Below are 23,309 nucleotides of genomic sequence, written 5' to 3'. Positions count from 1 at the left end.
CGTCGTGCACCGACGGGACCGCGGGAGGACCGATGACCGCGCTCGGTGATGTGATCGAGATCGACGAACGGACCCTGCTGGTCCGAGGGCAGGAACTGGATGTCGAACGCGATCGCCCGGACGTCGCCAACGCCCTCGTCCACCGGGCCGGCGACACCCTGGTGCTGGTCGACACCGGCGTCACCACGGTCTTCCGCACGGCCCTGCGGGAGGCCGCCGGCCGGGTCGGGCCCTGGTCCCGGGCCCTGGTGCTGACCACGCACGGTCACCCCGACCACGTCGGCAACGACGACCTGGCCGACGAGCTGGGCGTGCCGGTCGAGCACTACGTTCCCGCCCTCGACCTCGACCAGATGCGGGACCCGGTGGCGTACTGGACGCGGACCCTCGAGCGCGTCGCCGGGGCGATGCCGGCGGCCCCGCCCGCACTGGCGACCCGGCTGGTGTCGCTGTTCGAGCCCATGCGCCCGTTCGGCGCCACCACCCGCACCTACGAGCAACGGGCCCCGGAACGGATCCGGATCGGCTCGTCACGGTTCACCGGCTGGACCTTCGCGGACTGCGCGGTACGCGTGCTGCGCAGCCAGGGCCACTGCGCCGGGCACGTCGTCGTCCACCTCCGGGACCCGGGCGTCCTGCACCTCTCCGACGAGGGGAACGGACCCTGCGGGGCCATGGCCGACGCCGACCAGCTCAAGATCCAGACCGTACTCGGCGCGGTCGCCCTCCTCTTCGAGGAGGGGCAGGCCGAACTCCTCACCGACGGCCACACCTTCGCCCTGCGCCGTGGCGCCGAGGTGGTGCCCTACCTGGACGGGCTGCTGGAACGGGCCACCGCCCTGCAGGCGGCGGCGCTCGGGCTGATCGGGGAGAGCGGACCGGTACGGCCGAGCGAGTTCGGCGCACGCTACGGGGAGGCCGTCACCGCGCTCGGGGGCGGCGGCGCCAACCCGAACGCGATGTTCCTCGCGATGACGGCGGTCAACCAGCTCCGCGAGCTCGGGCTGCGGCCCGAGTCGGCCGATCCGGACGCGCCCTGGTCCCGGCCTCCGCTCCGTAACCCCACGGCGCCGGCTCCGCAGCGACAGCCCGGTTCCTAACCGGCGCTGATCACCGTCACGTGCGTGGAGCCGTCCCGCAAGGCGGTGATGCGGACCTGTCCCGCGGGGAACGGGTCCCTCCCGTTCGGGCCGGGTATCTGCGCGAAGGGGGTCCAGGAGCCGTCCGGCCTCCTGACGTTGTGCCAGACCCGTCCGTCGAGCCCGACCGCCACGACCTGGGCGGAGCCGTCGGGTGTCCCGGCGATGCCGATGGCGCTGGCCCCCATGGTGGCGGTGGTGACGCCCCGCAGGGGCCGGAAGCCGGTCCAGGAGCCGTCCGGCCGCCGCAACTGGTGGTACACCATCCCGTCGAGCCCGATCGCGAGGACCTGGGCGGAGCCGTCGGGCATCCCGGTGATCGCCAGGGCCGGACCGGAGAACGTCGGGGCCCCGTTGTAGCCGGCCGGACGACCCCAGGCCGTCCACGTACCGTCCCGCCCGCGCACGCAGTGGTACAGGGCACCGTCCGTGCCGTAAGAGATCACCTGGGCCGACCCGTCGGGCATCGCGGCGATCGACACCTTCCCCGCGCCCCAGCGGCTCTTCGCGGTGAGGCCGGACAGGGCCCGGAACCCGGTCAGTCCGCCGTCGGCACGGCGTTGCTGGTGGAAGGTGGTGCCGTCCATGGCCGTCACAACGATCTGGCAGGTGCCGTCGGGGAAGGCCGCGATGTCCGCCTCCCGCACGGTGAATCCGGTCGCGCCGTCCGGCCCCGCGACGCGTTGCCAGGGCCGCGGCGTCGCCGAACCCCGCACGGTGGTCAGCCACAGACCGTTGTCGGGCGCGATGCCCAGCACCACGACCGAGCCGTCCGGCATACCGGCCACGGCGCTCTGCACCCCAGTGAACGAGCCGGCGCCCGAGCCGGATCCGGCGGCGGCACCCGGCAGCGGACGCATGCCGCTCCACGACCCGTCCGGCCGGCGCTCGGTGTGGAAGAGCACCCGCCGCTCCACGTCGTACGGGGGCAGTTGCGCGGAGTAGAACCACACCGGGTTGGTGATGGCCACCAGTTGGTCCAAGGTGGTGGAGGCGGGCTTGAGCCGGCGCACCTCGGCCCGGGCGAACAGCGAGGCCTTGCCCCAGCCACGCCAGCGCAGTTGCCCCCTGCCGCTGCCGTCGATGCGGGTGGCGGCCATGATGCCCCACTCGGTGTAGAGCGTGGCGACGCTGTCCGGGGCGCCCGTCACGTCCAAGGTCACGTCGACGGCGTCGAAGAACGACAGCGGCAGTTCCTCACCGGGTCCCGCGACCGCTCCGCCGGTGCGGGCGGTGAAGTCCAGCGTCACGGCGGCGGATTCGACGGCGTACGACCGGCCGAGCCGCAGCGCGTCCAGGACGGCGGGCGTCGACAGGTCGGTGGCGTACACGACGTTGTGGGGGCGGCCGACGGCGTCCGCGGGGCTGTGCGCGTCGCTGTTGCCGACGGCGGCCACCCGTTTGCCGAGGCAGAGCATGACGTGCCAGGCGGCGATGTTGGCCGCGTCGTCCAGCGTCCAGGGTCCGTTCCACACCTCCAGCGCGTCCACGCGGTCGAGGCCGAACTCCCAGAAGGAGCCCGCCGCCGGAGTGAGCGGATGGGCGGCGATCGTGAGTCCGCCCAGACTGTGCACGCGCCGGGCCTGCTCCTCGAACGCCCCCTGGTTCGCGGGGCCGTAGCGCCAGTCCACCCACTCGCCCTGCGGTAGACCGACGGCCAGCCAGTGGCCGTGGCGGGTGGTGACCTCCTCGGCGTTGACGACCAGCAGGTCGGTCGGGATGTTGCCGCGCCACGTCACGCCGGTGGAACTGGTGTTGTGGTCGGAGGTGGCGATGAAGTGCAGCCCCTCCTGGCGGGCCGCCGCGACGATCTCGTCCACCGTGCGCTGCCCGTCGGAGTGGACGCTGTGCAGGTGCAGGTCGCCCCGGTACCAGCCGGGGCCCCGGCCGGCCACCGAGGTCGGCAGGATGTCGTACGGCGTCCGGGGGAGCGGATCTCCGTGGTGGAGGGTGACGTCGACCTGCCAGGCCATGCCGCCGGCGCTGCCGACCATCGGCCCCAGGATGATCGACCAGCCGCCGGGGTCGACGGGGCCCGGCACGTAGCCGGGGGTGGCGTCCGAGGCGGAGAGGGTGAAGCCGGTCCGGGCGCCGCCCGACCAGCCGCGGAAGCCGGACGGGCCGAAGACGCCGAGGTCCAGGATGCCGGCGGCGGCGTCGTGGGTGGTGGCGACGGAGATCCGGTGGACTCCGGCGGGGACATCGAAGGGGACGTACGCCCACTGGTCGTTGCCGTAGGGGGAGTGGCCGCGGTAGGTGGTGGTCACCGTGTCGGAGCCCTGGCCCCTCGTCGCGGCGTACGCGATCGGCGCGGGAACCAGCGCGGCGGCTCCGCCCGCGGCGAGCAGGGCCCCTAACCGGAGCAGGGACCGGCGCTCGACATACGAGCCGGAGCCGGAGCCGGGGCCAGGGGCGGAGCCGGAGCGGGGGGCCGGGTCGGGCGCATCGCTCAGGAGGTGTTCACTCGGCACAGCTGTGCTCTCCGTTCACGTGGGGTGGCGGGGAAGGCGTGCGTGCTGGTGCGAGGGTGCGCCCGATCGGCCGGGCCCGGCAAGATCCGGAAGAGACGGCCTAGCGGCTGGAGCGCTGGGCCTCCACGATCTGTCGTACGGACCCGTCGACGTCCGTACGGGCCTGGACGCGCTCGGCGAACCCGGGGAACTGCCCGGCGACGGCGCTGAGCAGCCGCAGCTCCAGTGGCGCGACGTTGACCTCGCACCGGTCGCGGTGGACGGCCCGTTCGACGCCGTCGGCGACCTGGCCGGGCGTGACGGTCCTGATGCCCTTCGGCGTGGTGGCACCGGTGGCCGCGAACATCCCGGCATCGCGGACGAAGCCGGGCTGGACCAGGGACACCCCGACCCCCGTGCCCCTGAGTTCCTGGCGCAGCGCGAGGGCGAATCCGCGCAGCCCGAACTTCGTGGCGTTGTACAGGGAGGTCGACTTGGTCGCCGCCTTGCCGGAGAGGGAGCCGACCAGCACGATGTGCCCTCGGCCGCGGCCCACCATGTGCTCCGCGAGCAGCCGGGACAACAGCAGGGGCGCGCGGAGGTTGACGTCGAGGGCGCGGTCGAGCTGGTCCTCGGTGTAGTCCAGCAGGTCGCCGCTGGCCGGCAGGGCGGCGTTCGCGACGAGGATGTCCGCCTCCGCACAGCTCTCGGCGAGCCGGACGACGTCGGCCCGCACGGCCAGATCGGCGACCACGGTACGGGCTCCACAGGCGTCGGCGGTGGCCTTGAGGGCCTCCTCCCGCCGACCGCTGACCGTGAGGCGGGCCCCCCGCGCGGTCAGTCGCTCGGCCAGGGCGGCGCCGATGCCACCGGTGGCGCCGGTGAGGAGAACGTTCGATCCGGATATGTCCACGAGCACTCCCGTGCGGCTGGCGTAGTCCCTCAACTGTTCGTTCGAACGAACAGTATGGACGGCTCGGCTCCTTGTCCACACGTCGTCCTCCACCGACCGCCCCGCCCCAACTGGGCGGCCCAGCGGGCCGATGGGGCAGAATTGCGCCATGTCCCAGGCATCCGACACCCGCCAGAGCATCATCGACGCCGTACTGCGGATCATCGGGCAGGACGGCATCGCGGCCGTCACCAACCGGCGGATCGCCAAGGAGGCCGGAGTTTCCCTCGGTTCCGTCACCTACCACTTCGCAACCCAGCACGAGCTGCTGCGCGAGAGCCTGTTGCACTTCGTGGCCGAGGAGACCCGGCACTTCACGGAACTCGCCGACACGTGCTCCGACGAGCACTTCGACATCGGGCAGGCGGCCGAGGTGGTGGCACAGGTGGCGGGCGGCAACGCCTTCGACAGCCGCCACATCGCGCCGTTCGAGCTGTACGTCCAGGCCGGCCGCGACGAACGGCTGCGCGCCGCCGCGGCCGACTGCTTCGCCGCCTACGACCTGTTGGCCACCCGGATCCTGACCCACCTCGGCGTCCAGGACCCCGAACGCCTGGCAGGGGTGGCCGTCGCTCTGGTCTTCGGGCAGCAACTACGGCGCCTGGCCACCGGTGCCCCGGCCGAGGACCTCGTCGACACCCTGCTGATCCTCACGAAGTTCACGCCGACGCAGGCCTCGTAGCCGGGGTCGCCGGAGTCGGGTGCGGTGTCGCGCACCGCGCGGGGACTTCAGTACGTGTACCCCACGTGCGCCAAAGCCTGCTTGAGCAGGGCCGCGTGCCCACCCGGCATCTCGCCCTGCACGGCCGCGGAGAGCGCTTCCTGCGGGCTGAACCAGACCAGGTCCAGGGCGTCCTGACGCGGCCGGCAGTCACCGGTGACCGGCACGATGTAGGCCAGGGACACCGCGTGCTGGCGGGGGTCGTGGTACGGGGTGACCCCCGCCGTGGGGAAGTACTCGGCGACGGTGAAGGGCTGGAGGGACGAGGGAATGCGGGGCAGGGCCACGGGCCCCAGGTCCTTCTCCAGGTGGCGCAGCAACGCGTCACGGATCCGCTCGTGGTGCATGACACGGCCGGACACCAGGGTCCGACTGATCGCCCCGTCCGTGCCGATCCGCAGGAGCAGTCCGATGGTGGTGACTTCGCCGGTGTCGTCCACGCGTACGGGGACGGCCTCGACATACAGGATCGGCATCTGGGCCCGGGCCATCTGCAGCTCGTCGTCGCTCAGCCAGCCGGGCGTGGTTTCGGTCGTGTCAGACATTCCTTGATCCTACTTTCCAGGGTGGGCTCCGGCCCAGATCACACGTCCGCTCGACCCGGGAAGAGTGGACCCGCGGGGCCCGTCCCCGCGACCCGGACCCGCGACATTCTGCCCCGCGAGGGGCTGACGTACCGTTTGAGCATGAGCATGCCCCCGCCCCAGCAACCCCCCGGCCCCTACGGGCCCCCGCAGCCCCCGAGCCCCCACGGCGGACAGCCGTACGCCGCACAGCCCGTACCGCAGCAGGTGTACCCGGGCCAGCCGTACCCGGGGCAGCCGTATTCCGGGCAGCCGTACCCGGGCGGGCCGTATCCGCCGCAGCAGTACCCCGGTCGAGGAGCGTGGGGGCAGCCTCCGACGGGACTGCCGCCGCGCAAGAACCGGACGGGCCTGGTCATCGGGATCGTCGTCGGATCGGTGGTGGTGCTCGGCGTGCTCGGCGTGATCGGAGCCGCTCTGAGCGGATCCGGCTTTCCCGAGGCCCGGTACCGGCTCACCGTTCCCAAGACCCTGGTGGACGGCAAGTACCAGCTGGTCCAGGACCATTCGGACACCGAGGGCAAGAAGGCGCTGAAGGGCACCTACGACTCGAAGATCCGCGATCCGAAGCCGGTGGTCGGCCAGTACGCCTTCGAGTCCTCGAAGGAGTCGGGCGCCCTTGTCGTCTCGGGGATGTACGGCCGGTTCAAGGACCCCGCGCAGGCCCGCGAGAAGATGCTGCGCGGTGCCGCGGACTCCGAGGGCTCGTCCCTGGGTGCCGCCGCTCGGGACATCACGCCCGCGGGATCCGACGTCACCCTGTCCTGCCAGGTGCTGACGGTGCGACAGGGCGGCATCGAGAGCTCCCTGCCGATGTGCGCCTGGGCCGACGAGAACACCGGCGCCTCGGTCGGGATCGTCGGCCAGGAGACCGCGCTGCAGAAGCCCGGGTCCGTCGACCTCGCCAAGACCGCCGAGACGACCCTGAAGGTGCGCGCCGAGATGCGGCAGCCGATCGGCTGACAGGAGAGGCCGGGGGTGGGGCAGGGGTGGCGGCTCCAAACCGCCGTGCACTTATGCCCAAAAGGTGACTTTCCGGAGCGTGAAGCGGTCGGATAGCAATGAGGCGGCGCCCGCTGAGGCCTGCCGACCGTCGGCAGCGATCCCCGGTGCGCCGAGGAAGGAACGTCTCGTGATCCGCATCCGTCACGCCGCCGCTCTGGCCACCATGGCCGTCACCGCCCTCGCCATCGCCGTGAGCCCCGCCTCGGCGGCACCCGGCGACACGCTCACCATGTGCTCCAGCACGCTCACCCCGGACGGCTGGGTGGACGCCCAGTGGTGGAACAGCGGCGGCTGTGGCTCCGGCTTCACGCCCAACACCAAGCAGATCAAGGACCTGAGAGGCTACCCGGTCGGCACCCAGGTCAACGCCTGCGCGTCCACGTGGCCGCCCGCCGGCTGGACCATCACCAACACCTACTACTCGAGTGGCTGTCGCTACTCCGCCGTCCCCAGCTTCAACCCCAACACCTGGACCCTGAAGCGCACCTCCTGACCTCACGCGGTCGAGCGGGTGGCTCGTACGGCGTGTCCCGCACCGTGGGGCCGCCCCGGCCCGGCACCCCTGCCTACCGTGGGCCCATGAGCGCACCTTCAGCACTGCCGTCGGCGGGGTACGGGATCCGGTTCGCCCGGCCCGCCGAGTCCGGGGCGGTCGCCGCGCTCCTGGCCCGCGCCTTCGTCGACGATCCGGTCATGTCATGGATGATTCCCGCCGCCGACCGGGAACGCGGCATCGCCCGCTACTTCCGGCTGGCCCAGCGGCAGCAGCGACCGCGCGCCGGTGCCGTCCGGGTCGCGGCGACGCGGGACGGGCGGTTGCTGGGGGCCGCGTTGTGGTCGGGCCCCGGGTGCTGGAAGCCCTCCGCGGCTGCGGAGTTGGCGGCGCTGCCCGGGTACGCGCGCGTCTTCGGCTTCCGTGGGCTGCCGCGGGCCGGGGAGGTCCAGAACGCCATGCACGAGGTCCATCCGCCGACGCCGCACTGGTACCTGCCGTCCGTGGGGACGGACCGGGGGCTCCAGGGGATGGGCGTCGGGTCGGCGCTGCTCGGCCAGCAGCTGGCCGACTGCGACCGGCGCGGGCACCCCGCGTACCTGGAGTCCAGCAACGTCACCAACATCCCCTTCTACGAGAAGTTGGGCTTCCGGATCACCGGAGAGATCCGGATCCCGGACGGCGGGCCGACCCTCTGGCCGATGTGGCGGGACCCCGATCCGGCCGGCGGTCGCATGCCGTGAGGTGAACGACGCGGCCCGTGGACACGGCTCACGGATCGGTCCGTTGTCGTCAAATGCCGCCAACCACAGCTCTCGCCAAGGTTGTTGTCGAAACGATCACGCTTGCGTTTCGGACAAGTGTTCTGGAACCCTCCGCTTGACTCCCCTGTCACACGAGCAACGGAGGCTACTCCCGCATGCCCTCAAGCCGAATACGCCGTGCCTGGCTCGCGGCCGCCACCGCCGCCACGGCGGCGCTCACGTTCACCGGTCTCGCGGCACCGGCGCAGGCGCAGGACCCCGCGTCCGACGCGCCGGGGACCTGGATCCAGGAGCCCCGCACGAGCGAGGGCACCCCCGCGCCGCTCGCCGCCGGTGCCTGGGCCGGTCCCGGCGGCGCGGCCTCGCCCGCCGACTTCACCCTGCAGCCCGGTGAGATGAACGCGGAGACCACCCGGCGGGTGACCCGCCTGGGCTCGGTGCTGCCCGACTCGGGCGGCGTGCAGAAGCTACTGGCCGGGGCGAACCGCACCGTCGATCCATGGTGTTCCCGCGACCCCTTCGGTACGGCCCCCGACCCCGACATCAAGTACTGCCTGCAGAAGGACGACTCCATCTCGCAGGAGTGGGTCCCGCAAGGCATCACCGGGGTCTCCGACGCCAAGGACAACGAGCTGTGGGGCGCCGCCGGGAACATCCAGCTGTTCGCCTCCTACGACGGCTGGGACCCGGGCCGGGAGAACGACCCGAACCCGTCGGCCGGCGACTGCACCGCGGCCGAGTTGGAGGCGGACGACGCCTGCAACCAGAAGGGTGTCCGGATCACCTTCGTACAGAGCAGGAACAATCCGGCCACCGGCAGCCCCGAGGTCAAGTACCGCCATGTCCTGCTGGGTTGGACCTACGAGAACTCCGCCGACCACATCTCCTTCGACGGACTGCACGCGGGCGAGTACCCGATCCAGAAGGGAGTCCACGCCGGTGGGATCGTCTGGTACGGCAACTACCTCTACGTCGCGGACACCCGTAACGGCCTGCGTGTCTTCGACATGCGCTCCATCCTGGACCTGGACCCGGACGGCGACCCCAGCACGCACGACGTGATGGGGACCGACACCGACGGGGTCAGGACCACCTCGAACGTGGAGGTCAAGACGAAGGTGGGGCGGCACGACAACGTCTGGTACAGCTTCGGCTACCGCTACGTCATGCCGCAGGTCGCCGCGTGGAAGTTCAAGGCGGCGCAGAGCAACCCCAAGGGCTCCTTCGCCTGCGTCTCCACCGGCGCCCCGAAGAGCTCCTACATCTCCCTGGACCGCAGCACCGGACCGGACCGGCTGATCATGGGTGAGTACTGCCGTCCGGAGAGCGGCTACCCCTCCACCGGACGCATCGCCTCCTACCCGGTCGCGGCCCTGGAGGGCCGCTCCGCCGACGTCACCGCCCAAGGCTGGGCGAACTACCTGCCGCTCGCGGGCGGCGGAGCCCAGGGCGCGGCGGCGTACGACGGCACGCTGTACGTGAACGAGTCCAAGGGCACGGACGAGCCCGGAAACCTGTGGCGCTACAAGTGGAGCGACGGCCGGCTGGTCCAGGACGGCCAGGCCGTCAAGACCGCCCGGGGCGCCGAGGACCTCTACATCGAGCGCGGCACGGGACGCCTGTGGTCCCTCTCGGAGCACCGCCCGGGATCGGCGACGGACTGCACGGCGACCAAGGACCCGGCGGACCCGGCCGGGACCGACTACTGCCAGCGCGTGCTGTACGCGCACAAGCTGAGCACCCTCGGAGGCTAGGCCCTTTCTTCCCGACCGGCGAAGCGGGGTCCCCGGGCCCGCCCCGTACGCCGTGTCGGACAAGGCGACGGGCGGGGGCTCGGGCAGGATGACGGTGACAGAGTCGGTCGACCGGCCGGCCTCCGGTGGTGGGGACGAGGATCGGAGCGATGTGCTGGAGGACGCGCCCGAGGCCGCACTGGTCCACGTCCTGGCCCGCGCCCACCTGGCCACAGCCCATCAGATGCCGTCCGTCATCGCCGAGGCCGCACGGCGTCTGGGTGCCGACGGTGCCCGCATCTACGTGGCCGATCTGCAGCAGGCCCGGCTCGTGGCACTGCCCCAGCCCGACCTCGCCGCCGAGGACGAGGCACTGGACATCGATACGTCCCTGGCCGGTCTGGCCTACCGCACCCAGCAGATCCAGCAGGCACGTGACGGCACGGTCGCCTACATCCCCATGATCGACGGGGTCGAGCGGGTCGGGGTCCTGCGGGTCAGTGCCTCCCACCTCGCCACCGGCGTGCTGCGGGCCTGCGCGGCACTGGCGGACCTGTTGGCCCTCCTCGTGGTCACCAAGTCCCTGCACAGTGAGCTCCTGATCACCCGGGAGCGGACACAGCCGATGAGCGTGCAGTCGGAATTGCTGTGGGCGTTCCTGCCACCGCGGACGATCGGCACCACCAGCGTCACCTCGTCCGCGGTGCTGGAGCCCGCCTACGAGGTCGGCGGCGACGCCTTCGACCACAGCCTGGACCACGGCACCCTGCACCTGACCCTGCTGGACGCGATGGGGCACGACCTGGCCTCCGGCGGAGCCAGTGCCATCGGACTGGCCACCTGCCGTGCGACCCGCCGCTCCCACGGCACCCTGCCCGACATCGCCACCGCCATCGACCGGACGCTGGGGCAGTGGATCCCGGGCCGCCTCATGACCGGGATCATCGCCGACCTCGACACCGACACCGGCCGGCTCACGTGGATCAACTGCGGCCATCCGCCGCCGCTCCTCGTCCGCGAGGGCCGTGTCCTGCCCCACGTCCTGGAACGAACCCCACAACTTCCGCTCGGGCTGGGCTTCCACACCGAGCGGCCGCCCGCTCCGCACCACGAACGCCTCCAGCCGGGCGATCGCATCCTCATCTACAGCGACGGCGTCACCGAGGCCCGCTCACCCGGCGGTGACCTGTTCGGCGAGAAGCGCCTCGCCGACGCCGTCATCCGTTCCGCGACCGAGGGCGACACCTCTCCCGAGGCCCTGCGCCGCCTGATCCAGAACCTCCTCGCGCACCAGAGGAACAGGCTTCGCGACGACGCCACCCTCATGCTCGCGGAATGGCACCCCACGCCCGGCTGACGCCGTACACGGGGCAGGGGAACGAGCCGGGCATCGATCAGTCGATGACCGCGATGGCTTCCACTTCGACGAGGAGGCCCGGCTCGGCCAGTGCCGCGACCCCGATCCCGGTGAGCGGCGGGGCGGGGAGGGGGCCGAGCTTCGCGGCCGCCCGCGCGACACCGTCGACGAACAGGGGCATCTTGTCAGGGGCCCAGTCGACCGCGTAGACGGTCAGCTTCACGACGTGGTCGAACGAGGCACCGGCCTCGGCGAGGGCGGTGGCGACGTTGAGGTAGCACTGCTCGACCTGGGCCACGAGGTCGCCCTCGCCGACGAGTGCGCCGTCGGCGTCCCAGGCGACCTGCCCTGCGACGAAGACCAGCTTCGAGCCGGTCGCCACCGCCGTCTGCCGGTAGAGGTCCACCTTCACCAGGCCCGCCGGGTCCACCAGGTTGATGGTCATGTCTGCTCCCTGTCACGAGGATTCGGGGCGCGCTGCCGCAGAAGCGGGCGGAGCACACGCTCCCTTGTGGTTACTCGGTAACCGTAGGAGAGTGGCCGCTGACGTGGAAGAACGCACTTTTTGGTGAGAGGGGAACCTCACGGTGACCAAGCAGCTCAACGACGGTTCCGCCCACGCGGACCTGAGGCGCGCGGACTCCCTGGCACGCGAGATCTTCTCGGACGTCGCCAACAAGTGGGCCCTCCTGATCATCGAGGCCCTGGGGGAGCGCACCCTGCGCTTCACGGAACTGCGGAGCGAGGTGGAAGGCATCAGCCACAAGATGCTCACCCAGAACCTGAGGATGTTGGAGCGCAACGGCCTCGTCGTCCGCGTCGTGTATCCCACGGTGCCGCCGCGGGTGGAGTACTCCCTGACGGAGTCGGGCCAGGCCCTGCGCAAGACCGTGGACGTCATGTGCGACTGGACCCATCGGTACCTCGACCACATCGAGGCATCACGCCAGCGCTTCGACACCTGACCGCCGCGTGGTGAGCGCCTTCGTCCGCGGCGGCTACGCCGCACTCCAACAGCACGGCCCCTGGATGGACGACGTCGCCGAGTTCGAGAGCGCGCGCCGGCGGCGCAACGCCCCGTAGTCCCAGCGTCGTATCGGATCCGGATCCTGCCGACCGGGTTCGCCCGGCTCGGCAGGATCCGAAGGAAGCGCGCCCTAGCGGATGCCGGAGCGTACGCGGACCTCGCGGACCTTGGGGACCGCAGGGCTCCGAGGAGCCTCACGGACCGCGCGGGCCTCGCGAACCACGGGGACCACAGGGGCCTCGCGGACCCCGGAGGCCTCTCGACCCTCGGGGACCTCAGGGACCCCGGGTGCCTCGACCGCCGGGTCCGGCACCACCGCGGGGCGGTCCTGCTCGAAGGTACGGAGCAGGTCCGCCGCCACGCTCACCGCGATCGTGGCCGGCTCCTTGCCGGTGATCTCGGTCATCCCGATCGGAGTCTTGATCCGGTCGATGGTGGCGGCGTCGTGACCCCCCTCGGTGGCCAGGCGCTTGCGGAACCGCACCCACTTGGCGGCCGAGCCGATCAGTCCGATCGAGCCGAGACCCGTGGTGCGCAGGGCGGCATCGCACAGCGCGGCGTCCTCGGCGTGATCATGGGTCATGATCAGCACGTGGGCGCCGGGCGGCAGCTCCGCGAGCACCTCCTCCGGAAGCAGCGGCGTGTGGTGCACATGGATCTGCGCCACCGCGTCCGACAGCACGACGAGCCGTTCGTCGGTGAGCATGTCGGACCGGGTGTCGATCAGGTGCAGATCGATGTTGTGGCGCGCCAGGATGCGAGCCAGCTCCAGTCCGACGTGCCCGACGCCGAACACGGCCACCGCCTGGACCACCGGCAGCGGTTCGAGGAGCAGGCTGACGGCACCGCCGCAGCACTGCACACCGTGGGGTCCGACGACCTTGTCGTTGAGGGCGAACTCCATCAGTTCCGGCTCCGGATCGGGCTCGACGTTGAGCTGGCGGGCCCGGTCGATGGCGACGGCCTCGATGTTGCCGCCGCCGATCGAACCCCAGGTCTCGGTCTGTCCCACGACGAGCTTGGCACCGGCCCCACGGGGCGCATGGCCGCGCACGGTCGCGACGGTCACGAGCACGCCGGGCTCCCGGCGTGCTCGCAACCGCGTGACCGCGGCGATCCAGGTCATGTCAGGCATTGCTCAAAGCGCTGTCGGTACGGATCACGCTGTCGCCCTGAGCGCGGTCGTCCCCGCTCGGCACGTCCGCCTTCTCGCGGACCGACTCGATCGCCCAGAACACCGCCTCCGGCGTCGCGGGTGCGGCGAGTTCCACACTGACCCCGGCGGGACCGAACGACGCGGCCGCCTGACGCAGCGCCTCGCGCACGCAGAACGCCAGCATCAGCGGAGGCTCACCGACCGCCTTGGAGCCGTACACCGCGCCCTCTTCGGTGGCGTTCTCCATCAGCGTGACGTTGAACTCCTCGGGCATCTCCGAGAAGCTCGGCAGCTTGTAGGTGCTGGCCGCCTGGGTCAGCAGCCGGCCGCGGTTCGGTCCGTCACTGGTGTCCCAGCGCATGTCCTCGAGCGTCAGCCAGCCCGCGCCCTGGACGAAACCGCCCTCGACCTGGCCGATGTCGATCATCGGGGACAGGCTGTCGCCGACGTCGTGCACGATGTCCACCCGACGGATGCGGTATCCGCCGGTGAAGCCGTCCACCTCCACCTCGGCAGCGGCCGCGCCGTAGGAGAAGTACTTGAACGGGGAGCCCCTGAAGCTCTTCGCGTCCCAGTGCAGCCCCTCGGTCCGGTAGTAGCCGGACGCCGACAGCTGAACGCGCTGGAAGTACGCGGTGTGCACCAGGTCGTCCCAGGCCAGCTCCTTGTCGCTGCCCAGGGTGCGGGCGACACCGTCGACGATGCGCACGTCCGAGGCATTCGAACCGAGCTGGCTCGCGGCCACCTGCAGGAGCCGCGTGCGCAGCTGCTCACAGGCGTTCTTCACCGCACCACCGTTGAGGTCCGCACCGGAACTCGCGGCAGTGGCAGAGGTGTTGGGCACCTTGTCGGTCCGCGTGGGCGCCAGCCGTACCTTGTGCAGCGGGATACCCAGCGTGGTCGCGGCCACCTGCAGCATCTTGGTGTGCAGGCCCTGACCCATCTCGGTACCGCCGTGGTTGATCAGGACGGAGCCGTCCTTGTAGATCAGCACCAGCGCGCCGGCCTGGTTGAAGGCCGTGAGGTTGAACGAGATGCCGAACTTGATCCCGGTGATCGCGAGCGCCCGCTTGGTGTGCGGGTGCGCGGCGTTGAACGCCGCGATCTCACGCTTGCGGTCGGCGATGCCACCGTCGTTCTCGACCTGCTCCCAGACGGCGGCGATCCGTTCGGCCTGCGGGACGGGCTGACCGTACGGCGTGGCCTGACCGAGTCCCGGCTGGTAGAAGTTGCGCTTGCGCAGCTCCATCGCGTCCATGCCGAGCAGTGGCGCGACCCGGCCCAGGATGTCCTCGATCACCAGCATGCCCTGCGGTCCGCCGAAGCCCCGGAAGGCCGTGTTGGAGACCTTGTTGGTCTTGGCGATGCGACCGGCGACGCGGGCGTTGGGGATCCAGTACGTGTTGTCGATGTGGCACAGCGCGCGGGCGCACACCGGCTCGGACAGGTCCAGGCTCCAGCCGCCGTCCGCGGTCAGGGTCGCATCCAGTGCCTGGATGCGACCGTCGGCGTCGAAACCGATCTTCCAGTCGGCGTGGAACCCGTGCCGCTTGCCGGACATGGTGAGGTCCTGGGTGCGGTTGAGTCGCACGCGGACCGGCCGGCCGGTCAGCTTGGCGCCGAGCGCTGCGATGGCCGCGAAGCCGTGCGGCTGCATCTCCTTGCCGCCGAAGCCACCACCCATCCGCAGGCACTGCACGGTCACCTCGTGGCTGTGCAGACCGAGGACGTGAGCGACGATCTCCTGCGTCTCCGAGGGGTGCTGGGTGCTGCTCTGGATGAACACCTGCTCGGCCTCGTCGATGTAGGCCAGCGCGGCGTGCGTCTCCAGGTAGAAGTGCTCCTGGTCGGAGAACTGGAACTCGCCGCTGAACACGTGCGCGGAGTCGGCGAAGCCGGCGTCGATGTCACCGGTCACCATCAGGGGCCGGGCGCCGTGGAAGCTCTCGGCCGCGATCGCTTCCTTCAGCGTGATGACGGACGGCAGTTCGTCGAGTTCCACCTCGACGGCCGCCGCACCGAGCCGGGCCGCCTCCAGGGTCTCACCGAGCACCCAGGCGACCGCGTGGCCGTGGAACATGACCTCGTCGGGGAAGAGCGGCTCGTCGTGCTTCATGCCGGCGTCGTTGACGCCGGGCACGTCGGCGACCGTCAGTACGCGGACCACACCGGGCACGGCGAGCGCGGGCTCGGTGCGCAGCGCGGTGATCCGGCCCCGGGTCTTCATGACCTGGACGGGGTACGCGTGCAGGGTTTCCTTGGTGCGGTACACCAGGTCATCGGTGTAGAGCGCGGTGCCGGTGACGTGCAGTACGGCGCTCTCGTGCGGCATGGAGATGCCGACGACCGGCTTCTCGGGACGCTCGGACAAATGGCTCATGAAGACACCGCCTCGGTGGTTTGCGCGTGCAGCTTCAACAGGCTCTGGCCGAGCATCGCGGAACGGTAGATGGAGCTGGCACGGTGATCGCTCATCGGCGTGCCCTCGCCCCGCAGGACCCGGGCCGCGGCCTCGACGGTCTCCGCCGACCACGGCTTGCCCTCCAGGGCCGCCTCGGTGGCGAGCGCACGGATCGGGGTGGCGGCCACGCCGCCCAGACCGATGCGCGCCTTGCGGACGATTCCGCCCTCGATGTCGAGCGCGAATCCGATCGCCACGCTGGAGATGTCGTCGAAGCGGCGCTTGGCGATCTTGTGGAAGGCCGTGACCGGGGACAACGGCAGCGGGATGCGCACCGCGCGGATCAGCTCGTCGGGGCGGCGCACGCTCTGCCGGTAGCCGGTGAAGTACTCCGCCAGCGGGACCACGCGCTCACCGTCGGCGTCGGCGAGCACCAGCGAGGCCTCCAGGGCGAGCAGTACCGGCGGGCTGTCACCGATGGGGGAGCCGGTACCCAGATTGCCGCCGAGGGTGCCGCTGTTGCGGATGAGTCGGGAGGCGAACTGCGGGAACAGCTCGGCCAGCAGCGGGACGTCGCCGTCGAGGCGACGCTCGATCTCGGTGAGCGTCACCGCCGCGCCGATCTCGATGTGGTCGGACTCGACCCGCAGTTCCCGGAGTTCGGGCAGCCGGTCGATGGCGACCACGCACTCGGCCCGGCGGGAGCGGATGTTCACCTCGACGCCGTAGTCGGTGGAGCCGGCGACCACGACCGCGTCGGGCCGCTCGCGCAGCAGCCGCAGCGTTTCGGCCAGGGTGTCCTTCCGCAGGAACGTGGCGCCGTCCTGGGTGTATTCGGTGGCGACCGGCGCGGGCGGGTCCTGCTCGCGCCGCTGAGCCAGCGGGTCGTCCTCGGTGGGCTCGCCGACCGCGAAGGCGGCATCGCGGATCGGGCGGTAGCCGGTGCAGCGGCACAGGTTGCCGCTCAGCGAGTGCAGGTCGAAGCCGTTCGGACCGTGCTCGGCGTCGCCGCCGTCGGCAGGCTCGTCGTGCGCGCAGCGGTCGGGCCGGTAGTACTCGGAGGCCATGCTGCAGATGAACCCGGGGGTGCAGTAACCGCATTGGGAACCGCCGCGGACCGCCATCTCCTCCTGGACCGGGTGGAGAGTGGGTCGCGTACCGGGTTCGCCGACCGTGGCGAGACCCTCGGAGGTGATGATCTCCTGGCCGTCCAGTGCCGCGGCCGGCACCAGACATGCGTTGACGGCCACCCAGTCGGTGGGCTTGTTCACGCCGGGACGGGCCACCAGGACCGAACAGGCGCCGCACTCACCCTCGGCGCAGCCCTCCTTGGTACCGGTGAGGCCACGCTCGCGAAGGAGATCCAGCACAGTGGTGTGGGGTGCAGCAGGGGAAAGCGGTGTCTCTTTCCCGTTGACGGTGATCCGCGCCGCTACCATGGCACATCCTCATTTCCGCGCATGGTCGAGCTGATTATGCTAGTAGCCATTTCAGGGGCTTTCTATTTCGCTGGCGCAGCCCGGGAAGGAACCCGGAGCGCGACTCGGCACGCGACGACGTGCCGCAGGCGGTGTGAGAAATCGAAAGATGCCGGGGCCACGAAAAGGGCACACCGGAGAAGAGGGCTGGTCAGCAGCCGTGTGCTACGAGACCCGGGGTCCAGGCGATCTGATGCGCGGGGCGGTGCAGGTCGGAGATGATCGACATCCGACTTCGCCTCCTCCATCAGTTCACGGGCCGGTCGGCTCGAAGTTACGTCGTCGCAGGTCCATCGGTCAAGTAACCGTGCGGAGAGCATGTGGATCCGCGGAGAAAAGAGCCGACGGAGCGTGGCCGCGCAAGGCCGGATCCGGCAGATGGAGATGTTGACCGGAATTCGACGTATGGGCCGGTCGAGGGGGTGAGCGGAGTGGGGCCGAGCGGCGTGGGGCTGCCGCCGCGCTCGTGTCAAGGAAGACTTGACAGGGGGAGTCGCGTCAAGGTTCTCTTGACGCATGTCGATCTTGAAGCTGACGGCGCCCTCCGAGGAGGACGTCCCGCGCTCCACCACGGCCCCCAACATGGCCGGCCTGCTGCCGATCACGGTGATCCTGCCCGCCGTGACCACCGTGTTCCACGACCGGCTCGGGGCCGCCGCCTCGGTCGCCCTGGTCGTCGCGTCCCTCGTCCTCGTCGCAGCCGCGGGGGCTCTGGTGGCCCGTAGCGCGGCACGGGTCGATGTCGCCGCGGTCCGCGCCCGCCGCGCCGCGGACGTGCTCGACGCGCCGGAGCCTCTCGCCGGCGCACGGCGATGAGCGACGTACCCCTGCTCGGCCCCCAGGAGGCCGCCCGGATCCGCGAGGGCATCGCGGCGGCCGTCATCGGTACCCCCGAGGGCCTCGCCGACGCACTCGAACACGACGCGGACGGCTACCTGCGCCTGGTGGACGCCTCGCGCGTCGGGGCCGAGGAGGCGAGCCGGCTCCTGCGCGAGGCCGTACAGGGTGCCAGGGCCGCCGGACACAGCTGGGAAACGGTGGGCCGGGTCCTCGGAGTGAGCCGGCAGGCCGCCCAGCAGAGGTTCGCCGGCGGCTCCGCACCCGAAGTGCCGACCGGCGGCGTTCCGGGCGCCGCGGAGCGCCGCATCCTCAGTCCGCTGACCGCGTTCAACGAGATGGCCGCCCTGGAGGAGGCCGGACGCGACGGATGGCACCTGGTCGGCTACGGAGCCTTCTTCCATGAGGTGGAGGCCTCCGCGTACCCATGGGAGCACTGCCGCGTGACGCTCTCCGCCGGCGGTCGCCACCGGCGGATGGAGGCGGAGGGCTGGATCCCCGTCGGTGCGGGCTGGTTCCCTTGGCGCTACTACAAGCGGCCGCTCGGTCCCGCCAAGGAACACTGACGACAGCACGGGCCGGTGACCGTCCCGGCCCGCCGGTCAGGCGGATACGGGACGGTCACCGTCACGGCATCGGGCCGGAAGCCGGAAGCCGGAAGCCAGAAGCCAGGGGCCAGGGGCCGCGGGGCTATGCGGCGGAGGGCGCCGGTCAGGGAGTCTGGAGCTTGTCCAGGATCCACCGGCCGAGTTCCACGGTGATGACCGTGTGCCCCTGGTTGTCGCTCGCGCACATGAAGTGGTCGAGCTCGCTGTCGGCGGGGTCGATCTTGCTGTAGAGCGCGTCGCGGTCGTCGATCGCGCCGGCCGCCACCGCGCTGACGCTCGGCACGAACGTGGTCGCGTTGTACGTGAGTTCCGCCGGCGCGCCTTCGAGGAGCCCGGCCAGCATCGCGGCGGTGCCGAAGTTGGCGGGGCGGCCCGGCAGGTTCAGGGCCTCGGGGAACAGTCCACCGGGAGCGCCGTCCATGTCGGGCAGGCCGCTGACGCTGATCGGGATCTCGGGGGATCCGGTCTTCTTCAGGATGGCGACGATCTGCTCGCCCGTGTCCTGGGTGTCCAGCCGGGTGCCCGTCAGCTCCGCACCGGTGGTGCGCATCGCCGTCACGCCGGCCGGGATGTTGTTCCCGGCACCGGTGCCCGTGCCGTTGGCGACCCCGAGCCGTCGCACGCCGGGGGGCCAGCTGCCCACCCGCTCCAGTTCCGCGAGGAAGTCGGTGCGGGCCTGGTCCTGCCGGGCCTCCGCGGTGACGCTCTCGATGTGCCAGCGCAGCAGCTGTCGGGCGGCCGGGCTGTTGATCATCCGCGAGAAGCTGCTGAGGAGTTCGCCGAATCCGGGGAGGGCGCCCCAGTTGTCCTTCACGAAGTGCGCGAAGGCCTGGACCGAGATGGGCAGCCAGGCTCCGCTGTGCGGGGTGTCGTAGGAGAGGAAGGTCGCGGTCTGGTGGTCGCCGCCGTCGTGGTGCATCTTGGCCAGGGCGTAGCGGGTGACCAGCCCTCCCATGCTGAAGCCGCCGACCGTCAGCCTGGCGGACCCTTCGCGGTCCTCGATCACCTTCTCGATGCAACGGATCGCCACGTCGGCGTTGTCGGTGATGGATGCCGACCGCTCGTCGAAGCCCAGGAGCACCAGGTCGAAGCCCGCCTCCCGCAGCTTGGAGATGAAGGGGTACTCGCCGTTCTCCAGGCCGTTCCACAGGGCGTCGGGATCGCTCTTGCCGGAGGAGAATCCGTCGGCGAGGATCACCGGCTTCCTGACGCGGGTCTGGCCCGGGCTGCTGTAGAACACCCACGCCGTGCCCCCTTCGAGAGGCCACTCGGTGTCCCACGCGGATGCCCTCGGGTGGTGGGGCTGGGCGCCCGGGAAGGTGTTGTCCCAGATGCTCACAACAGGCATGGACATGTAGTCCGGCTCCTCTGTCTCGTGGTGCGGTTCAGCCCGCCCCCGGGGCGGGGGGCGCGGCGGATGCCGTCCCGGTCACGGCGCGGAATACGCGCGGGGACGGATTGCACATGCCAACGGCCTTGTGCCGGTGTCATGTGCGGAACCGGAACCATGATCCCGAAGCGAGTGGCCCAAAACCACCGAATCCTGACCATGTCACCCGTACGTGGAATATGGTTTTGTCGCAGGTCACAGGCCTGCAAGGGAAGAAACGATGTTGCGGGCCCGACACGCGGCCGCCGCCCGCGCAGACGGTGGTCGTCCCCTCCGCGCGGCCTTGTGGTGAGCACCTCGCGAGGGTTAAGGGCAGATCAACTGGACCTTAAACGTGCCTGTGGTCTCCCTGCTCCGCGGCGATCAAGACCATCGGTACGCGTGCCGCGCACCCGTCGACCACCCTGAGCCTCGGGGCTGTGACCTGCTTCTTCGGACGTACTTCCGAGAGTTGCGAGCCTCGCGATGGCTCGCGACGCGGCGATCCAAACCTCCTCCCGGCCGGATTCGTAAAAAGGCAACAGGACTGAACTCCCTTGCGAGGTCGGCCGTATGCAGGACGTCAGGGGGGCAACGTCAACGTCCATCGGATCGAGGAGTGCCAAGTGTCCAGAAAACGGACCATGAGTCTCAAGAAGAAGCTCGTGTTCTCTGCCGTCGCGGGAGCCCTGGTGATCGGCGGGGTCGCCGCCACGGTGGCGATCGGCAACGCCGCAGAACCCGACGTCGTGTGCCAGGGGTCGACGGTGACGTTGTCGGGTGAGGCGGGTGCGCCGGCGGCGTCGAGCGGGACGTTCCCGGTGGGGACGAAGTTGAAGGTGACGAACCTCGACAACGGTCAGGCGACGACCGTGACGGTCAACGGTCCGTCGGGTAGTTGTGTGCTGTTGAACAATGCGGCGTTCGAGAAGGTGCGGGAGCCGGGGAAGAACTTGATCCGGCGGGCGCGTATCGAGCGGGTGGGTGGTGGCGGCGAGGCGGCAGCCCCGGCAGCCCCGGCGGCTCCTGTGGCGGGTGGTGCGGGTGCGTCCGGTGGGGCGGCTGCGCAGGTGCCCCCGGCGACCGGTGAGGTGGTGTGTCAGGGGTCGACGGTGACGTTGTCGGGTGAGGCGGGTGCGCCGGCGGCGTCGAGCGGGACGTTCCCGGTGGGGACGAAGTTGAAGGTGACGAACCTCGACAACGGTCAGGCGACGACCGTGACGGTCAACGGTCCGTCGGGAAGTTGCGTGTTGCTGAACAATGCGGCGTTCGAGAAGGTGCGGGAGCCGGGGAAGAACTTGATCCGGCGGGCGCGTATCGAGCGGGTGGGTGGTGGCGGCGAGGCGGCAGCCCCGGCGGCGCCTGCGGCTCCTGCGGCGGGTGGCGCGGGTGCGTCCGGTGGGGCGGCTGCGCAGGTGCCCCCGGCGACCGGTGAGGTGGTGTGTCAGGGGTCGACGGTGACGTTGTCGGGTGAGGCGGGTGCGCCGGCGGCGTCGAGCGGGACGTTCCCGGTGGGGACGAAGTTGAAGGTGACGAACCTCGACAACGGTCAGGCGACGACCGTGACGGTCAACGGTCCGTCGGGTAGTTGTGTCCTGCTGAACAACGCCGCCTTCGAGACCGTACGGGAGCCGGGCAAGAACCTGATCCGGCGGGCGCGCATCGAACGCGTCGGCTGAGCCACCGAGCTACGGCGGGCCACGGGGCATGCCGTCCCCGCCGTAGCACCGGCCCCGCCGACTCCCTCCGCGGTCGGCCGTGCTGTGTGGCCGAGTGGACAGGGACGGACAGGACTGGACCGTCATCGCCGCCGCCGGCCCTGGAAAGTGGACACCGTCCGCGTCGAGTCTGTGCGCCATGAACCTCGGACGCACGAAGCGCGGGCCCGCGGGCCCACCTCGCCAAGGGCCCGCACTCGCGGCCCTGGCCGTCGCGCAGTTCACCCTGAGTCCGGCCCCCGCGATCGTGAACGGGGCGCAGCCGCGGGTCCGTTCCGGAGTTGCTGCTGTCCAGTCGGACGGCGGCACCACCCGGGTGGTCACCCCACACGGCCTCGCGGTGCTCGTGGGGCCCTCGCCTGCGGCCTGGTCGGCCGGCTCGCCGGCCCTGCTGGTCGCCGCCCGCGCCGTGCGGGGCACCGCCCCCGGCGCCGGGGGAGCGGGCGGCGTACTACGCCGCGGATCCGGGCGGCTCGATCCGCTGGGCACCGCGACCATCACCATGGACCAGACCGGCCGGGTCCGGGCACTGACCAACGCTCCCGCCACCGGCCGGGCTGTTCAGAACCGGCCGGGCCGCCGCGGGCCATCTGCTGATGGCGCTGCCGGGGCCGGTACGGGTCGTGCTCGTCCTGGTCCTGCCGCCCCACCGGCAACAGGTCGTCGACATGAGCCCACCGTCCCCAGGGGCCGCTCGACTCCCGCGCATGGCGGCCAACTTGCTGTGCGCGATCGTGGCCCCCCGCATCACGCGCCGCGTCGGACCCGCGACGCGACCCTGACCGCGGGGCTGCCCGTGCGCCCGCGCGCCCGCGTCCTGCCCCGTCACCCCCCGCCTCGACCGCCCCACTTCCGCGACGCCCTGCCGTCACAGAGGGAGGACCCCACCATGTCCAGCTCCGCCACCGTTTCGCCGCCCGTCGTCCATGCCCACCCCACCGGTCGCCCGCGTGAGGTCGACAACCGAGCGGCCTATCTCAGCTTCGGACTCGCCTACGTACTCGGCCACGGCGCCGCCGCGGTGTCCCAGGGCACCCGCCCCGTGCTCGACCTGCCCGGGTGGCTGCCCATGACGCTCCTCGGCGGCGGGCTCGTGGTCGGCATCGTGCTGACCACCCTGGCCGCCCAGCGCGCCCAGCTCGGGGCCGCGCCGGCGGAGATCCTGTCCGGCCGACTGCTCGGCGCCGCCTGGATCGCCGCCTTCACCGCCCTGTTCCTCGCCATCACCGGGCTCACGTCCGTCCTCGAACAGCCGGAGCTCCAGTCCGTCCTCTGGCCCGCCGGCTCCGGTCTGATCGTCGGCCTGCTCTACCTCGCCGAAGGCACCGTACGCCGCAACCTGTTGCACTACGGCCTCGGCATCTGGCTCGCCCTGACCTCCACCGCCGCCCTCTGGCTCCCCACCCCCGGCCTCTACTGGGTCCTCGCCGTCGCGGGTGGCGGCGCCTACTTCCTCGCCGCGGTTCTCGAACGCCGCCGCCTCCACTCCTTCACGGGACGCCCCCGGCTGTGACGGC

Annotated in this window: 19 protein-coding genes and 2 pseudogenes; 13 read left to right on the top strand and 8 right to left on the bottom strand. The window is 71.1% G+C overall.

Going from position 1 to position 23,309, the window contains the following annotated elements; translation table 11 throughout:
* The first annotated feature begins 32 nt into the window (after nucleotides 1-32).
* Complete coding sequence (locus ACGFYY_RS28960) at nucleotides 33-1,100, top strand: MBL fold metallo-hydrolase (RefSeq protein WP_393713802.1); 1,068 nt, start codon at nucleotides 33-35, stop codon at nucleotides 1,098-1,100.
* Here ACGFYY_RS28960 and ACGFYY_RS28955 read toward each other — a convergent pair.
* Both ACGFYY_RS28955 and ACGFYY_RS28950 read right to left on the bottom strand, forming a co-directional pair.
* Nucleotides 1,097-3,610 carry a CehA/McbA family metallohydrolase gene (locus ACGFYY_RS28955; RefSeq protein ID WP_393713800.1) on the bottom strand — a complete coding sequence of 838 codons (2,514 nt, stop codon included), beginning with the start codon at nucleotides 3,608-3,610 and terminating at the stop codon, nucleotides 1,097-1,099. The two genes, ACGFYY_RS28960 and ACGFYY_RS28955, sit on opposite strands and share 4 nt — an antisense overlap.
* 100 nt (nucleotides 3,611-3,710) lie before the next feature.
* Nucleotides 3,711-4,502 (bottom strand): SDR family NAD(P)-dependent oxidoreductase, encoded by a 792-nt coding sequence (locus tag ACGFYY_RS28950; protein WP_393713798.1) that lies wholly within the window; start codon nucleotides 4,500-4,502, stop codon nucleotides 3,711-3,713.
* Between the two features lie 148 nt (nucleotides 4,503-4,650).
* On the opposite strand from ACGFYY_RS28950, the gene ACGFYY_RS28945 reads away from it, so the two are divergent.
* A complete protein-coding gene (locus tag ACGFYY_RS28945) occupies nucleotides 4,651-5,223 on the top strand; it encodes a TetR/AcrR family transcriptional regulator (RefSeq protein WP_393713796.1) in 573 nt (190 codons plus the stop codon).
* Nucleotides 5,224-5,270: 47 nt separating this feature from the next.
* Here the strand turns inward: ACGFYY_RS28945 and ACGFYY_RS28940 are convergent, their stop codons facing one another.
* Entirely contained in the window at nucleotides 5,271-5,807 is a 537-nt protein-coding gene (locus tag ACGFYY_RS28940; protein ID WP_365277712.1) for an NUDIX hydrolase family protein, read from the bottom strand.
* A 141-nt stretch (nucleotides 5,808-5,948) separates the two neighbouring features.
* Here ACGFYY_RS28940 and ACGFYY_RS28935 point away from each other — a divergent pair, with 141 nt between their 5' ends.
* From ACGFYY_RS28935 to ACGFYY_RS28915, 5 genes are all read left to right on the top strand, one after another.
* Complete coding sequence (locus ACGFYY_RS28935; protein WP_393713794.1) at nucleotides 5,949-6,809, top strand: hypothetical protein; 861 nt, start codon at nucleotides 5,949-5,951, stop codon at nucleotides 6,807-6,809.
* 169 nt (nucleotides 6,810-6,978) lie between these two features.
* Nucleotides 6,979-7,344, top strand: coding sequence for a hypothetical protein (locus tag ACGFYY_RS28930; RefSeq protein WP_202186032.1), 366 nt, complete (start codon nucleotides 6,979-6,981; stop codon nucleotides 7,342-7,344).
* A gap of 86 nt (nucleotides 7,345-7,430) precedes the next feature.
* Entirely contained in the window at nucleotides 7,431-8,087 is a 657-nt protein-coding gene (locus tag ACGFYY_RS28925; protein WP_393713792.1) for a GNAT family N-acetyltransferase, read from the top strand.
* A 176-nt stretch (nucleotides 8,088-8,263) separates the two neighbouring features.
* Nucleotides 8,264-9,862: a hypothetical protein gene (locus tag ACGFYY_RS28920; RefSeq protein WP_393713790.1), complete on the top strand. Its 1,599-nt coding sequence runs from the start codon at nucleotides 8,264-8,266 to the stop codon at nucleotides 9,860-9,862.
* A 94-nt stretch (nucleotides 9,863-9,956) separates the two neighbouring features.
* Complete coding sequence (locus ACGFYY_RS28915; protein WP_393713788.1) at nucleotides 9,957-11,198, top strand: PP2C family protein-serine/threonine phosphatase; 1,242 nt, start codon at nucleotides 9,957-9,959, stop codon at nucleotides 11,196-11,198.
* A gap of 37 nt (nucleotides 11,199-11,235) precedes the next feature.
* Here ACGFYY_RS28915 and ACGFYY_RS28910 read toward each other — a convergent pair whose 3' ends face one another.
* Complete coding sequence (locus ACGFYY_RS28910) at nucleotides 11,236-11,643, bottom strand: RidA family protein (protein WP_393713786.1); 408 nt, start codon at nucleotides 11,641-11,643, stop codon at nucleotides 11,236-11,238.
* Between the two features lie 142 nt (nucleotides 11,644-11,785).
* Here ACGFYY_RS28910 and ACGFYY_RS28905 point away from each other — a divergent pair, with 142 nt between their 5' ends.
* Nucleotides 11,786-12,163: a helix-turn-helix domain-containing protein gene (locus ACGFYY_RS28905; RefSeq protein WP_365277693.1), complete on the top strand. Its 378-nt coding sequence runs from the start codon at nucleotides 11,786-11,788 to the stop codon at nucleotides 12,161-12,163.
* Nucleotides 12,164-12,173: 10 nt separating this feature from the next.
* A complete protein-coding gene (locus ACGFYY_RS28900) occupies nucleotides 12,174-12,281 on the top strand; it encodes a DUF6357 family protein (RefSeq protein ID WP_393713784.1) in 108 nt (35 codons plus the stop codon).
* 269 nt (nucleotides 12,282-12,550) lie between these two features.
* Here ACGFYY_RS28900 and xdhC read toward each other — a convergent pair.
* The 3 genes and pseudogenes from xdhC to ACGFYY_RS28885 all read right to left on the bottom strand — a co-directional run.
* Nucleotides 12,551-13,351 (bottom strand): annotated as a pseudogene (xdhC, locus tag ACGFYY_RS28895) (xanthine dehydrogenase accessory protein XdhC); the annotation flags it as partial.
* A gap of 1 nt (nucleotide 13,352) precedes the next feature.
* A complete protein-coding gene (xdhB, locus tag ACGFYY_RS28890; protein WP_393713782.1) occupies nucleotides 13,353-15,761 on the bottom strand; it encodes a xanthine dehydrogenase molybdopterin binding subunit in 2,409 nt (802 codons plus the stop codon).
* Entirely contained in the window at nucleotides 15,758-17,221 is a 1,464-nt protein-coding gene (locus ACGFYY_RS28885) for a xanthine dehydrogenase small subunit (RefSeq protein ID WP_393713780.1), read from the bottom strand. Before ACGFYY_RS28885 ends, xdhB begins: the two co-directional genes overlap by 4 nt.
* A gap of 555 nt (nucleotides 17,222-17,776) precedes the next feature.
* On the opposite strand from ACGFYY_RS28885, the gene ACGFYY_RS28880 reads away from it, so the two are divergent.
* Both ACGFYY_RS28880 and ACGFYY_RS28875 read left to right on the top strand, forming a co-directional pair.
* Nucleotides 17,777-18,076 (top strand): hypothetical protein, encoded by a 300-nt coding sequence (locus ACGFYY_RS28880; protein ID WP_393713778.1) that lies wholly within the window; start codon nucleotides 17,777-17,779, stop codon nucleotides 18,074-18,076.
* The gene (locus ACGFYY_RS28875) at nucleotides 18,073-18,663 is read left to right on the top strand and encodes a hypothetical protein (protein WP_393713776.1); all 591 of its coding nucleotides are present in this window, start codon (nucleotides 18,073-18,075) and stop codon (nucleotides 18,661-18,663) included. The genes ACGFYY_RS28880 and ACGFYY_RS28875 overlap by 4 nt, the downstream gene beginning before the upstream one ends.
* A 145-nt stretch (nucleotides 18,664-18,808) precedes the next feature.
* On the opposite strand, the gene ACGFYY_RS28870 is transcribed toward ACGFYY_RS28875, so the two are convergent.
* Nucleotides 18,809-20,059: an esterase/lipase family protein gene (locus tag ACGFYY_RS28870; protein ID WP_393713774.1), complete on the bottom strand. Its 1,251-nt coding sequence runs from the start codon at nucleotides 20,057-20,059 to the stop codon at nucleotides 18,809-18,811.
* Nucleotides 20,060-20,799: 740 nt separating this feature from the next.
* On the opposite strand from ACGFYY_RS28870, the pseudogene ACGFYY_RS28865 reads away from it, so the two are divergent.
* Nucleotides 20,800-21,060 (top strand): annotated as a pseudogene (locus tag ACGFYY_RS28865) (hypothetical protein); the annotation flags it as partial.
* Between the two features lie 1,621 nt (nucleotides 21,061-22,681).
* A complete protein-coding gene (locus ACGFYY_RS28860; protein ID WP_393713772.1) occupies nucleotides 22,682-23,305 on the top strand; it encodes an ABC transporter permease in 624 nt (207 codons plus the stop codon).
* Nucleotides 23,306-23,309: the final 4 nt, after the last annotated feature.

The organism is Streptomyces sp. NPDC048331 (assembly GCF_043201215.1).
GTDB lineage: Bacteria > Actinomycetota > Actinomycetes > Streptomycetales > Streptomycetaceae > Streptomyces.
Note: the sequence above shows the minus strand (reverse complement) of the source record. Positions and strands in the feature narration are given on the sequence as shown.